Here is a 13,558-nt window from a genome sequence, read left to right as displayed (position 1 = left end):
GAAATCGTGGGGATTATGTAAGCCACGCCACATTTCTCAGCGCTTCTTCATCATCGAATGGCAAATCCCTGGCAGCGTCCGGCACCGCTGCCAGGGATTTCGGTGAGGGATGGCCTCAGGCCGCGACCATCAACTGGGTGCGCGTGGCCAGCCCGTAGTAGATCACCAGCGCCAATCCGCAGCCGATGAACCAGCTGTACTGGGCCGCGGTGTGCATGCCGTACAGGTCCTTGGCCAGCACCGGGAACACCGCCGCGATGGCGCCGATCACAGTGGCGATCACCGCGACCGGGTTGAATCCCTTGCGGTACCAGTACTTCCCGGTCTCGGCCATGGTGAACAGCTCGTCGACCACGATGGTCTTCTTTCGCACCAGGTAGTAGTCGGCGATGAGCACGCCGAACAGCGGTCCGATGAACGCGCCCAGCACTTCCAGGGTGTAGTGGATGACGTCCGGGTTGTTGTACAGGTTCCACGGCGTGATCAGCACCGACCCGACCGCCGCGATCATGCCGCCCATCCGCCACGAGATCTTCTGCGGGCTCACGTGCGAGAAGTCGAAGGCGGGTGAGATGAAGTTGGCGACGATATTGATGCCGACCGTGGCGATGGTGAAGGTGAGCGCGCCGAGCACGATCGCGAAGGTGGAGTCGATGCGCGAGACGGTCTCGACGGGATCGGTGATGAGCTCGCCGTACACCGGGATGGTCAGCGACGCGGTGATCACTACCAGCAGCGAGAAGGCCAGGAAGTTGACCGGCAGCCCGAGCAGGTTGCCGCGCTTCACCGCCTCCAAGGACTTGCTGTAGCGGGAGAAGTCGCCGAAGTTCAGCATGGGCCCGCAGAAGTAGGACACCACCAGCGCGATCGCGCCCAGCAGCACCGGCAGCGCGTCCCAGCCGTGGTACTTCACCGCGCCCAGCTGCAGGTCGATCGCGCCCCAGCCCGCCTTGTAGATCAGGTAGCCGCACAGGAAGAACATGACGACATAGACGGCGGGACCGCAGAAGTCGATGAACTTACGGATGGACTCCATGCCCTGCCAGAACACGGCGGCCTGCACGATCCACAGCACCAGGTAGGCGCCCCAGCCGAGCAGCGACAGGCCGAGGAAGCCGTAGTCGCCGGACTTGGCGTAGGGGGCCAGGCTCGGGAAGAGCTTGACCGCCACCACGATCAGCGCGGCCGAGGCCAGGTAGGTCTGAATCCCGTACCAGGCCACCGCGATCAGGCCGCGGATGATGGCCGGGATGTTCGCGCCCTTCACGCCGAAGGCGCTGCGGCACACGACCGGGTACGGGACGCCCGCGCGCTGGCTGGGCGCGGCCACCAGATTGCACAGGAAATATACGATCGTGATGCCGATGAGCAGGGCGACCAGCACCTGCCAACCCGCCAGGCCGAGCGCGAAAAGGCTACCGGCGGTGACGTATCCGCCGACGCTGTGCACATCCGACATCCAGAAGGCGAAGATGTGGTACGAGCCCCAGGTCTGTTTCTTCAGGGGGGCGAGATCGTCATTGGTGAGCCTGAGGTCGTAGTCTGGAGCGGGCGGCGGTGCCGCTGATTCCGCACCCGCCGCTGCGGGAGTGACGATGTCGGTCATGGGGTTGCATCCGATCCGAAAGCCGATGAGTGTGCTCAAGGTAGGAATCAGCCGTTCCCCATGGATTGCTTTTCGGTTTCCGGGCCATTGCGTGATCCGTATATCTTTTCCGACCAGCCCGTTCACACGTGCTTCACATTTCTCGGGCGCTGCGTGCGGGATTCGCCATTATCCGCCGCGCCGCGCCACCCCGCGGGTGAGGTGAATTCCTGGCAACATGGCGCGCATGGAGCTCATGGCGCGAATCGAGGCGGCGGCGACTCTGCTCGAACCGGTGATCCGCCGGACGCCCGTGGTCGGTTCGCGGGTGCTGGCGGAGCGGGTCGGGCACCCGGTGTGGCTGAAGTGCGAGAACCTGCAGCGCACCGGATCGTTCAAGCCGCGCGGCGCCTACAACCGGATCGCGAATCTGTCGCCCGCCGAGCGGGAGCGCGGCGTGGTGGCGGCCAGCGCGGGCAATCACGCGCAGGGGGTGGCTTGGGCGGCGACCTCGCTGGGTCTGGACTCCACGGTGTTCATGCCGGTCGGCGCGGCCCTGCCGAAGCTGGTGGCCACCCGGGCCTACGGCGCGACCGTGTACCAGGTGGGCGACACCGTCGATCAATGCCTGTTCGCGGCAAAGGAATTCGCCGATCGCACCGGGGCGACGCTGGTGCACCCGTTCGATCATCTCGACATCGTGGCCGGGCAGGCGACGGTGGGGCTCGAAATCCTCGAGCAGCTTCCGGATGTCGGCACCGTGCTGGTCCCCACGGGTGGTGGCGGCCTGCTCGCGGGCGTCGCGGCGGCCCTGCAACGGCTGCGCCCGCAGGTCCGGGTGATCGGGGTCCAGGCCGCCGAGGCGGCCGCCTGGCCCGCCTCCCTGGCCGCGGGGAAACCGATTGCCTTGGAACAGATGTCCACCATGGCCGATGGCATCGCGGTGGGCCTGCCCGGCGAGGTCCCGTTCGAGCACGTCCTCGACTCCGCGCCCACCATCGTCACCGTCGACGAGGACGCCCTGTCCAGGGCGCTGCTGCTGTGCATGGAACGGGCCAAGCTGATCGTCGAGCCCGCGGGCGCGGCCGGTGTCGCCGCCCTGATGGCCTACACCGCAGCGGAACTCGCCCTCGACGGCCCGGTCTGCGCCATCCTCTCCGGCGGCAATATCGACCCCCTGCTGCTGACCCGCGTCATCGGCCACGGCCTCAGCGCCGCCGGCCGCTACCTGGCCGCCCGCATCACCATCTCCGACCGCCCCGGCAGCCTGTCCCGCCTCCTGTCCGAGCTGAGCCGCACCGGCGCGAGCGTCCTCGACGTCGCCCACTCCCGCACCGGCGCCTGGCTCGGCATCGACGAGGTCGAGGTCCTCCTCACCCTGGAAACCCGCGGCCCCGCCCACCGCGACGAGGTCCTCACCACCCTCGCCGACGCGGGCTACGAGGTCCGAGTCCAGGACTGAGCCCCTCCCCGAACCTCAGTGCGCCCCACCGAGTTCCAGCGCCAGCACCCCCGCGATCACCAACACGATCCCCCCGATCTGCACCGCCGTGATCCGCTCGTCCAGGAACAACGCCCCGATGGTCGCCACCGCCACCACCCCCACCGCCGACCAGATCCCGTACGCCACCCCGATCGCCATCCCCCGCTTCAACGCCTGCGACAGGAAGTAGAACGCCGCCCCGTACCCGATCACCACGATGATCGACGGCACCAGCTTGCTGAACCCCTCGGAGATCTTCAGCGACACCGTCGCCGTCACCTCACACGCGATCGCCAACGCCAGCAACAACAAGGTCATAGCCGCACAATAGCGAGGCTGACCCGCTACAGGTGCACCAGCGCGGTCATCGGGGAAACGCCCAGGGTGGTCAGCATCGCCGTGCCGTCGGTGGCATCCGCGCCACCGGCCAGCACCCGGGTCCGGGCCGCCTGATAGACGCACCCCGCGGCGTCGAAAGTGGCCGCGGTGGACAGCAATCGGTCCCGATCCTTGGTCAGCAGCGCCTCGGCCCGGTCGATGATGGCCGCGGCGACCGGGTTTCCGGCGGCGGTGAGGCGTGCCTGGTCGAAGTCCTCTGACGCATCGCCGTTTCCGGCCAGTACCGCAGCCTCGGCGTGCAGCGCGAGATACCAGGGGAGCCAGGCGCCTGGGACGCGGGTGGTCGCTTCGGCCGGGGTGAGTTCGGTGCGTTCGAGGGCGTCTTCGGGCTGGCCGTGGTGGAGCATCAGGAGGGCGTCGAAGACGGCCTGGTAGCCGTCGGCGTCGGCGGGTGGGGTGCCGAGTTGCTGGAGGACGCCGGTCCATTCGCGTTCGGCGTCGAAGTCGTCGCGGAGGCCGTGGATCATTCGGACGCCGGCGACGGCGGCGCCGAGGGCGGAGCGGGCGGGGCAGTCCTCGCGGTGCCAGGCCTCGAGGAAGCGGGCGCCGTGGGTGAGGACGTCGTCGACATTGCCGGCCAGGGCCTCGGCGACCAGGAGGCGGCTGGTGGCGGTGTGGCCGACCTCGGCGAGCATGGGGTGTTCGGCCAGTTGCCGGCCCCAGCGCCGGGCACCGGCGAGATCGCCTGCGCCGAGGCCGAATTCGGCGGCCTGGCCGAGGGCGTCCATCAGTTCGTGGGTGCCCACCGGGTTGTCGGGAGTGGTGGACAGCAGCCGGATGCGCTTGCGGGCCGTGGCGGCGGCGGCCCTGACGTCCCCGGCGGCGCTCTGGGCGGCGGCGAGGGCGTCCAGTGCGGCGGATTCGGCGAACAGGTCGCGGGTGGCGTGGGCCAGTTCGACGGCGTGCTCGACCTGCGACATCGCTTCGGCGGCAGTCACTTCGGCGGTGCCCTGCGGCGCGTTGAACGGATTGGCGAAGACTGTCGCCTCGGCCGAGGCGATGGCGGACCGGGCCGCCGCCACCCGGGCGTCATCCCCGCCCGCGGCGGTGTCGGCCAGCTGCCGGGCCTCGGTGATGAGCGCCGCCGCGTCCTGCCGGGTGGGGAGCTGCACGAACTTGCCCCAGAAGCGGTACGCATCCGAGGCCGCGGTGGCCAGGTCGATGGCCGCGGCGGCGGGATCACCGGCGCGCTGGGCGAATTCGGCGGCGGAGCGGTGCAGGCGGTACATGTCGTCGCCGTTGCCGCCGCAGCCCGCCGCGGCCGCCGACTGTCGGAGCAGGTCGGCGGCGACAGCGGGGTCATCGGCGAGATAGGCGGCTTGTTCGTGGCGCCATTGGGATTCGCCGGTGTGATGGCGGGCGAAGAGCAGGTGTCCGAAGCCACGGGCCAGGGCGAAAGCGTCGGCCCGCTGGTCCGGGCGTTCGAAGGCCCAGCCGAGGGCGGCGCGGAAATCGTCCGCGGCGATATCGAATCGGGGCCGCCAGCCGTCGCGAACGGAAACCAGCTCGGTGGCCTCCGCCGCGCACCAGCGCAGGTGGGCGGCGCGGGCGTCGTCGATCTCACCGGCGGCGTCGAGCTGTTCGAGGCCGTACTGGCGGATGGTCTCGAGGGCGCGGAACCGGGTTCCGGTCGGGGTGTCGGTGACGACCAGCAGGCTCTGCTCGGCCAGCCGCGCCAATCCTGCCGCGACCGTGCCCTTGTCGAGGTTCGCGGCCGCGGCGGCCCCCTCGACGGGGAAGGCGGCCATGAACACCGAGATCCGGCGCAGCAGGGTGCGGTCCTCGGGTTCGAGCAGGGCGTGGCTCCAGTCCAGGGCGGCGCGAACCGACCGGTGCCGGTCGTCGGCGCGGGCGCCGCCCGACAGCATGCGCAGCTGGTCGTCCAAACCCGCGGTGAGGCCGTCCAATCCGAGGGAGGTCCAGCGGGCGGCGGCCAGTTCGATGGCCAGGGCCACGCCGTCGAGGCGACCGCAGAACGCGGCCACCTGGTCGCGCAGCGCGTGGTTGGGCGGCCAGCCGCCGGCGGCCGCGCGGTCCATGAACAGGGCGACGGCGTCCGAATCACCTTCTCCGGCAAGCGACATGGGCGGCACGGTGTAGGCGTGTTCGAACGGCACCAGCAGGCGGGCGCGGCTGGTGGCCAGCACGCGCATGCCGGGACAGGTGGCCAGCAGCTCTTCGATGAAGGGGGCCACGCCGTCGCGGACGTGTTCGCAATTGTCCAGGACCAGCAGTGCATTCCGGTCGGCGAGCGCGGCCAGCACGGCGCGGTCGAAGGGGCGGCCGGGCTGTTCGCCGACGCCGAGGGCCATGGCGACGGTGCCCGCGACCACGCAGGTGTCGGGGCTGGCCAGCGGCACCAGGTCGACGAACCACACGCCGTCGGCGAAATCGGCGGCCAGCTCGGCGGCGACGGCGAGGGCCAGCCGGGTCTTGCCGACGCCACCCGGTCCGACCGCGGTCACCTGACGCTGGGTCCGGAGCAGTTCGGCGAGTTCGGCGCGTTCGCGGGTACGGCCGATGAACGAGGTCAACGGTTTCGGCAGCACGGGCGCGGCCTGCGGGCTCGCGGTGCGGGTGGCGGCCGCGTGCTGGGCCAGGGCCCGGCGGTCGGGCACGTCGAGTTTGCGCAGCAGCGAGGAGACGTGGCTCTCCACCGTGCGCACCGAGATGAACAGTCGCGCACCGATCTCGGCATTGCTGAGGTGCTCGCCCACCAGGGCCAGCACCTCGGCTTCGCGGGTGGAGATTTCCAACGTCACAGCCATGAACCCAGTCTGCCGTATGGGATGGGCCGCGGCGGTACGGGCGGGCTCGGTGTCGCTCTCCGTGGTGGATTCCGTGGTCGCCACGGATGTGACCGAGGGGCCCCGGAGGCGAAGCTGGAAGCACACCGAACGAACACCCTCTCACCAGGAGAAACAATGACCACCCAGGGCATCAAGACCGTGCTGCACCCCGTCGCCGACCTGGCCGCCGCCAAGACCGTGTACGCCGCTCTGCTGGGCCTCGAGCCGCAGACCGACTCCCCCTACTACGTGGGCTTCGAGACCGAGGGCCAGCACATCGGCCTGGTCCCGGCGGGCAGCCCGCAGAGCCCGGAATCCCCCGTCTCCTACTGGCACGTCGCGGACATCGAGGCCAAGGTCGCGGCGCTCACCGCCGCGGGCGCCACGGTGCAGCAGGCCGCCCGCGAGGTCGGTGGTGGCCGCCTGGTCGCGACCGTGACCGACCTCGACGGCAATGTCCTGGGCCTCATCCAGGACAACTGATCCTCCCCCACTCCCGCGTCTCCCCCACTCCCGCGAAGGAACCCAGACATGGCCACCGAGAACCCCGCCGAGAAGACCACCGTCGGTTTCAGCGCCGACGAGCGCGCCGCCATGAAAGCCCATGCCGAGGAACTGAAGACCGCTGCCCGCCGCCGTAACTCCCGCTCCGCCAAGGCCGACGGCGAGCAGGACGTGCTGGCCAAGATCGCCGAGATGGACGACGCCGACCGCGCGATCGCCGAACGCCTGCACGCCCTGGTCAAGTCCATCGCCCCCGAGCTCGGCGCGAAGACCTGGTACGGCATGCCGTCCTACACCCGCGACGGCAAGATCGTGTTCTTCTTCCAGCCCGCCGCCAAGTTCAAGTACCGCTACGCCATCCTGGGCTTCAACGATGCCGCCAACCTGGACGACGGCGAGATGTGGCCGGTCAACTATGCGCTGACCACCATGAACTCCGCCACCGAGGCTCGCGTCACCGAACTCGTGCGGCAGGCCCTGAGCTAGCCCTCGCAGCGTCGAAACACCCACGGGCGAACTTTCCCCGGCCGGATTCGAATCCTCTTCCGGCCGGGGACGCTCTTATGGTGGTGACTGTACGAATCCCAGTGAGAGAGCAGGACGTGGAACGCGGCTGGGCCGGTGAGCAACTGGTGACGGCGGCCCAGAACGGTGACCGCGAGGCGATCGCCGCCGTCGTGTACGGCGCGCATCCGCATGTGCGCAGGTTCGCGCAGCACCTGTGCGCCTCCGACACCGATGCCGAGGACGCCACGCAGGAAGCGCTGATCATCCTGTACCGCAAGATCGGCACGCTGCGCGCGACCACCGCGCTGGCGTCGTGGATGTTCCGCATCGTCCGCAACGAGTGCCTGCGCCGGGCGCGCCGGGTCCTGGACCACGCGCCGCGGATCGAGGCCGGCGACGTCGTCCTCTCCGCCGAGGACGAGGTGCTGCGGCGGCTGGACGCCGACCAGCTGGCCGAGGCGATCACGGCGCTGCCCGAGGTGCAGCGCCGGGTGCTGATCATGCGCGATGTGCTGGGCTATCCCGGCCGCGCGACCGCCGACGCGCTCGGATTGAGCACCGCGGCAATGAAATCGCAGCTGCACCGCGCCCGCGCCGCGGTCCGCCTGGGTCTCGACGACCTCCGCTGACCGCCGGGCCGAACGCGCCACCGGTCATCGCACGCCATCCGGCCATCTCGTACCACCCCATGCGAAGGGACGCTCCGTCATGCTCACCACCGAACACCCCGCGCCGAACCTGGACCTGATCGATACCGCCGGACAGCCCTGGCGGCCGGCGGACAGCCGCGACGCACGCGGCACCCTGCTGTACTTCATGCGCTCGACCTCGTGCCCGATCTGCAACCGGCACGTCCGTGACCTGATCGCGCGGCACGACTTCTTCGACGACGAGAACATCCGGGTCGTGATCGTCGTGCCCGAGGATCGCGACGCCGCTCTGGCCTGGAAGACCAAGCACGCCATACCGTTCGCCGTCCTGACCGGTTCGACCGGCGACCCGCACGAGTCGGTCGGCCTGACCCGGCGGATGTTCGGTTCGATGCGGCAGTCGGGCACGGTGCTCGTCGACGCCCGGGGCACCGTCCGCCACGCCCACGGCGCGACCATGCCGGTCAGCAGCTACGACCGGAAGGGCATCACCGCCGCCGTCCTCGCCCTGCGGGACACGCGGAATTAAATGGGATGCGGCGGATGCGGGCCTGTGGTTAGAGTGCTCGGCATGTGGCTGTTCCTGTTCTCCTGAGCGCGATTCGCGTCTGACGCCCGGCGGTCTGTCGTCTCGACCGCCCGTGGCTTTCCCGATTCCGACCGGCATCCGATCCGGTTAGTCGGTCACGCATATTTCTAGGAGGACTTGTGCCCGAGCACTTCTCGCTGCCCGAAAACGCTGCGTCGCCTGCAATTCCCGCGTCACCTGTAATTCCCGCGTCGCCCGAGATCCCTGTCGAGGCTCCCGCGGAGCGTCAACTCTCGCGGGCCGAACGGCGCGGCAAGGGCGCACGCAAACAACACGATCGCGACGGCAAGGTGCACGACTCCGGTCGCGCGTCCGTGCCCGCCGCGAAACACATGAATTACCGTCGCGGATGACGAACGGCCCGTGGGGGTTCCGGAAAAGGAACCCCCACGGGCCGTTTCGTCGATCAGCTGTCGCCCGGGTGGGTCAGCCCAGCCAGGCGCGCTGGGTGGCGGCCGTGCCGCGCACCTCTTCGAGCTGCTTGGCGACCTGGGTTCCGGCGGTGCCGCCGCGCGCGTTGCGGGAGGCGATGGAGCCCTGCACCGTCAGCACCTCACGCACGGCGGGGGTGAGCCCCGGGTCGACGGCCGCGAACTCCGCGTCGGTCAGCTCGTCCAGGCCGACGCCGCGCGCCTCGGCGGCGCGGACGCAGCCGCCCGCGGCCTCGTGCGCGACGCGGAACGGAACGCCTTGGCGGACCAGCCATTCGGCGATGTCGGTGGCCAGGGTGAAGCCCGCCGGGGCCAGCTCGGCCATGCGGTCGGTGTGGAAGGTCAGGGTGGAGACCAGGCCCGCGATGGCGGGCAGCAGCAGCTCGAGCTGGGCGACCGAGTCGAAGACCGGTTCCTTGTCTTCCTGCAGGTCACGGTTGTAGGCCAGCGGCTGCGCCTTCAGCGTGGCCAGCAGACCGGTCAGGTTGCCGATGAGGCGACCGGCCTTGCCCCGGGTCAGCTCCGAGACGTCGGGGTTCTTCTTCTGCGGCATGATCGACGAGCCGGTGGACCAGGCATCGGCCAGCGTGATGTAACCGAATTCCGGTGTGCTCCAGATGATCACCTCTTCGGCCATGCGGCTGAGGTCGACGGCGATCATGGACAGCACGAACGCGGCCTCGGCGGCGAAGTCGCGCGAGGAGGTGGCGTCGATGGAGTTCGCGGCCGAGGAGTCGAAGTTCAGTTCGGCGGCGATGGCTTCCGGATCCAGGCCCAGCGAGGAGCCCGCCAGCGCGCCGGAACCGTAGGGCGACACCGCGGCCCGCTTGTCGAAATCGCGGATCCGGTCGATGTCGCGCAGCAGCGGATGCGCGTGCGCGAGCAGGTGGTGGGCCAGCAGCACCGGCTGGGCGGCCTGCAGGTGGGTCTTGCCGGGCATGACCGCGTCCGGGTGCGCGGCGGCCTGCGCGACGATGGCGTCGACCACGTCCAGCACGCCGGCGGCGATGTGCCGCACCGCGTCCCGCAGCCACATGCGGAACAGCGTGGCCACCTGATCGTTGCGGGAGCGGCCCGCGCGCAGCCGCCCGCCGAGCTCGGTGCCGACCCGGTCGATCAGGCCGCGCTCGAGCGCGCCGTGCACGTCTTCATCCGATTCCAGCGGCCCGAACGCGCCCGACGCCACATCGGCAGCCAGCTGATCCAGCCCGGCCAGCATGCCCTCCAGATCCGGCGCCGAGAGCAGCCCGGCCTTGTGCAGCACGCGCGCGTGCGCCTTGGAGGCGCGGATGTCGTACGGCGCGAGCGCCCAGTCGAAGTGGGTCGACTTGCTCAGCGCCGCCATCGCCGCGGCGGGCCCGGACGCGAAGCGTCCACCCCACAGCGCGCCTTCATTGGTGCTGCCGCCCTGGCTCATAGCGTGTCGTCTCCTCGGGGTCGGAGTGCGGTCATCAGAATGTGGTGGCCCATACCGGCCTTGGCCGTCTCCGGGACGGTACGGCCGCGGTCCTCGAGCAGCGTGACCGGGTCGCCCTCGGTCACCAGCCACTGGTGCATGGCGAACCAGGTGCGGGGGTCCTTGCGGTCCTCCCACGGGTAGAACAGGTTTTCCAGGTCGATCTTCACCCCGGCGTCGGCCATCACCTTGGCGCGGCGTTCCCGGAACTGGTCGGCCATGTCCTTGTCGGTGCCGAGGTTCAACGCCACCCGGCTGCCGGGCGCGCTGAGTTCGGCCACCTGCTCGAGCAGCTTGTCCTGGGCGTGGCCGGGCAGGTACCGCAGCAGCCCCTCCGCCAGCCAGGCGGTCGGCTCGCCGGGTTCGAAACCCTTGTCCAGCAGGGCTTTCGGCCAGTCCTGCCGCAGGTCGATCGCCACTTCGCGGCGGTCGGCGGCGGGTTCGTCGCCGGCCAGCGCTCGGGCCTTGAACGCCAGTACCTTCGGCTGATCCAGTTCGAAGATGCGGGTGCCCTCGGGCCATTCGAGCCGGTAGGCGCGGGCGTCGAGCCCGGCGGCCAGGATCACGATCTGCCGGATCCCGGCGCGCTGGACGGCGGCGAAGTACTCGTCGAAGTAGATCGTGCGGGCGATCAGGACGCTGCCCATCGACCAGTTGCTCAGGTCGGTGTCCTCGCCGCCCTGCTCACTGTCGCCGAGGTCGCGCATCCCGGCCATGAGGTTGTTCCAGCCGTCGGAGCCGACGGCGCTCACCAGTTTCGCGGCGTACGGATCCTGGAACAGCGCGTCCTCGCGCCCGCTCTCGTGGGCGCGCAGGGCGGCGACGCCGAGGGCGGTCGCGCCCACACTCTCCGTGATGTCCCAACTGTCGTCATCGGTTCGCATGGGCGCGTCTCCTTCGGCCGGGTGCGTGCACTGCCCGGATCGACGCTACTACTTGCTGTTGAGGTCCCGTCGGGCCGCGACCTTGGAGGACAGGCCGTGGATCTGGACGAAGCCCTTGGCCAGCGACTGGTCGAAGGTGTCGCCCTCGTCGTAGGTGGCCAGGTTGAAGTCGTAGAGCGACTCGTCGGAGCGACGGCCGTTGACGACCACGCTGCCGCCGTGCAGCACCATGCGGATCTCACCGGAGACGTGCTGCTGGGTGTCCTGCACGAACGCGTCGAGGGCGCGCTTGAGCGGGGAGAACCACAGGCCGTCGTACACCAGCTCGCCCCAGCGCTGCTCGACCTGGCGCTTGTAGCGGCCCAGCTCGCGCTCGACGGTGACGGCTTCCATCTCCTGGTGGGCCGCGATCAGCGCGATGGCGCCGGGGGCCTCGTAGATCTCACGGCTCTTGATGCCGACGAGCCGGTCCTCGACCATGTCCAGACGGCCCACGCCCTGACGGCCGGCGCGCTGGTTCAGCTCGGTGATGGCCTCGAGCATGGTGACCGGGCGGCCGTCGATGGCGACCGGGACACCCTTGTCGAAGGTGATGATGAGCTCGTCGGGCGCCTCGAAGTTGACGGTCGGGTCGACGGTGTAGTCGTAGACGTCCTTGGTCGGGGCGTTCCACAGGTCCTCGAGGAAGCCGGTCTCGACCGCGCGGCCCCACAGGTTCTGGTCGATGGAGAACGGCGACTTCTTGCTCACGTTGATCGGCAGCTTGTTCTCGCCGGCGAACTCGATGGCCTTCTCACGGGTCCAGGCGTAGTCGCGGACCGGGGCGATGACCTTCAGGTCGGGCGCGAGCGCGCCGATGCCGACCTCGAAGCGGACCTGGTCGTTACCCTTGCCGGTGCAGCCGTGCGAGACGGTGTCGGCGCCGTGGTACTCGGCGGCCTCGACCAGGTGCTTGACGATCAGCGGCCGGGAGATGGCCGAGACCAGCGGGTAGCGGCCCATGTAGAGGGCGTTGGCCTGCACGGTGGGCAGGCAGTACTCGTTGGCGAACTCGTCGCGGGCGTCCACGACGATGGACTCGACCGCGCCGCAGTCCAGCGCGCGCTGGCGCACGTCGTTCATGTCCTCGCCGCCCTGGCCGAGATCGATGGCGACGGCGACGACCTCGGCGCCGGTCTCCTTACCGATCCAGCTGATGGCGACCGATGTGTCCAGTCCGCCGGAGTAGGCGAGTACGACGCGCTTGGTCATAGTCCGTGTGCTCCTCATTAGTCCGTTTAGGCCCTCGGCCGGTGCGCTGCCCGCGGTCCCTACCCGGTCCCCTGGTGCGCTCCGTCGTCCTGCAAATGATTATGCATGACGATGCAATCCCATTCATAACCGGGGTCCCCGCCTGCGCCTATCGCGGCCAGGAGTCTTGCACCGACCCCCGAACAGGAATACAGTACGTACGTACGGTTTGGTAAATTCGACGATGCGGAGGAACCCATGTGGGACCCGGCCACCTACCTCGCCTTCGACGACCTGCGCGCACGCCCGTTCTTCGATCTGGTCAACCGCGTCCGAGCCGACCGCCCCCGCCGCGTGGCCGACGTGGGCTGCGGCCCCGGCAATCTCACCGCCGCCCTCCCCGAGCGCTGGCCCGACGCCACCATCGAAGCGTTCGACTCCTCCCCCGAAATGGTCGCCGCCGCACGCGAACACGGCATCGACGCCACCGTCGCCGACGTCCGCGACTGGCACCCCGCCCCCGACACCGACGTGGTGGTCACCAACGCGGTCCTGCAATGGGTCCCGGACCACCTTGCCCTGCTGCCGAAATGGATCGACGCGCTCCCCGGCGGCGCGTGGCTGGCCCTCCAGGTGCCCGGAAACTTCGACGCCCCTTCGCATGTCGCGATCCGCGACGTCGCATCCTCACCACGCTGGCGCGAGCGGCTGTCGGCCGCAGGCATTCTCGACCGCCACGCCGTCCCCGACGCCGCCGGATACGCGTCCGTCCTGGCCGCCGCCGGCTGCGCGGTCGACGCCTGGGAAACCACCTACCTCCAGCCCCTGACCGGCGAAGACCCGGTCCTGCACTGGATTACGGGCACCGCCCTGCGCCCGGTCCGCGACACCCTCGACGACCGCGAATGGCAGGACTTCCGCGCCGACCTCGCCCCGATCCTGCGCGACGCCTACCCGCGCAACCCCGACGGCACGACATGGCTGCCGTTCCGCCGCGTCTTCGCGGTGGCGCACAAGGTCTCCGCGGTCGCGCACGAAGGCTGAGTGACCG

Annotated in this window: 13 protein-coding genes; 7 read left to right on the top strand and 6 right to left on the bottom strand. The window is 69.8% G+C overall.

Features of this window, described 5'->3' with window-relative positions; translation table 11 throughout:
• Positions 1-115 precede the first annotated feature (115 nt).
• Complete coding sequence (locus ACWEOI_RS28255) at positions 116-1,606, bottom strand: NCS1 family nucleobase:cation symporter-1 (protein ID WP_452361529.1); 1,491 nt, start codon at positions 1,604-1,606, stop codon at positions 116-118.
• 217 nt (positions 1,607-1,823) lie between these two features.
• Here ACWEOI_RS28255 and ilvA point away from each other — a divergent pair, with 217 nt between their 5' ends.
• Positions 1,824-3,047 carry a threonine ammonia-lyase gene (gene ilvA, locus ACWEOI_RS28250; RefSeq protein WP_433666620.1) on the top strand — a complete coding sequence of 408 codons (1,224 nt, stop codon included), beginning with the start codon at positions 1,824-1,826 and terminating at the stop codon, positions 3,045-3,047.
• Positions 3,048-3,062: 15 nt separating this feature from the next.
• On the opposite strand, the gene ACWEOI_RS28245 is transcribed toward ilvA, so the two are convergent.
• Positions 3,063-3,386, bottom strand: coding sequence for a DMT family transporter (locus ACWEOI_RS28245; RefSeq protein WP_213554672.1), 324 nt, complete (start codon positions 3,384-3,386; stop codon positions 3,063-3,065).
• 26 nt (positions 3,387-3,412) lie between these two features.
• On the bottom strand, positions 3,413-6,235 hold the full coding sequence (locus tag ACWEOI_RS28240; RefSeq protein ID WP_452361528.1) for an ATP-binding protein: 2,823 nt from the start codon (positions 6,233-6,235) through the stop codon (positions 3,413-3,415).
• A 156-nt stretch (positions 6,236-6,391) separates the two neighbouring features.
• Here ACWEOI_RS28240 and ACWEOI_RS28235 point away from each other — a divergent pair, with 156 nt between their 5' ends.
• The 5 genes from ACWEOI_RS28235 (at position 6,392) to ACWEOI_RS28215 (ending at position 8,859) form a co-directional block, all read left to right on the top strand.
• Complete coding sequence (locus ACWEOI_RS28235; RefSeq protein ID WP_433666622.1) at positions 6,392-6,739, top strand: VOC family protein; 348 nt, start codon at positions 6,392-6,394, stop codon at positions 6,737-6,739.
• Positions 6,740-6,787: 48 nt separating this feature from the next.
• On the top strand, positions 6,788-7,246 hold the full coding sequence (locus ACWEOI_RS28230) for an iron chaperone (RefSeq protein WP_452361527.1): 459 nt from the start codon (positions 6,788-6,790) through the stop codon (positions 7,244-7,246).
• Between the two features lie 101 nt (positions 7,247-7,347).
• Positions 7,348-7,896, top strand: coding sequence for an RNA polymerase sigma factor (locus ACWEOI_RS28225; protein WP_379278469.1), 549 nt, complete (start codon positions 7,348-7,350; stop codon positions 7,894-7,896).
• A 79-nt stretch (positions 7,897-7,975) separates the two neighbouring features.
• On the top strand, positions 7,976-8,446 hold the full coding sequence (locus ACWEOI_RS28220) for a peroxiredoxin family protein (protein ID WP_452361526.1): 471 nt from the start codon (positions 7,976-7,978) through the stop codon (positions 8,444-8,446).
• A gap of 179 nt (positions 8,447-8,625) precedes the next feature.
• Positions 8,626-8,859 (top strand): hypothetical protein, encoded by a 234-nt coding sequence (locus ACWEOI_RS28215; protein ID WP_452361525.1) that lies wholly within the window; start codon positions 8,626-8,628, stop codon positions 8,857-8,859.
• A gap of 73 nt (positions 8,860-8,932) precedes the next feature.
• Here ACWEOI_RS28215 and argH read toward each other — a convergent pair whose 3' ends face one another.
• The 3 genes from argH to ACWEOI_RS28200 are packed head-to-tail and all read right to left on the bottom strand — an operon-like array spanning position 8,933 to position 12,528.
• Positions 8,933-10,354 (bottom strand): argininosuccinate lyase, encoded by a 1,422-nt coding sequence (gene argH / locus ACWEOI_RS28210; protein WP_433666630.1) that lies wholly within the window; start codon positions 10,352-10,354, stop codon positions 8,933-8,935.
• Positions 10,351-11,277, bottom strand: coding sequence for an SAM-dependent methyltransferase (locus tag ACWEOI_RS28205; protein WP_433666632.1), 927 nt, complete (start codon positions 11,275-11,277; stop codon positions 10,351-10,353). The genes argH and ACWEOI_RS28205 overlap by 4 nt, the downstream gene beginning before the upstream one ends.
• Before the next feature lie 48 nt (positions 11,278-11,325).
• Positions 11,326-12,528, bottom strand: coding sequence for an argininosuccinate synthase (locus tag ACWEOI_RS28200; protein ID WP_433666634.1), 1,203 nt, complete (start codon positions 12,526-12,528; stop codon positions 11,326-11,328).
• Positions 12,529-12,765: 237 nt separating this feature from the next.
• Between ACWEOI_RS28200 and ACWEOI_RS28195 the strand changes: the two genes are divergently transcribed.
• Positions 12,766-13,551: a trans-aconitate 2-methyltransferase gene (locus tag ACWEOI_RS28195; protein ID WP_433666636.1), complete on the top strand. Its 786-nt coding sequence runs from the start codon at positions 12,766-12,768 to the stop codon at positions 13,549-13,551.
• Positions 13,552-13,558: the final 7 nt, after the last annotated feature.

The sequence above is a fragment of the Nocardia sp. NPDC004340 genome (assembly GCF_053602575.1).
Note: the sequence above shows the minus strand (reverse complement) of the source record. Positions and strands in the feature narration are given on the sequence as shown.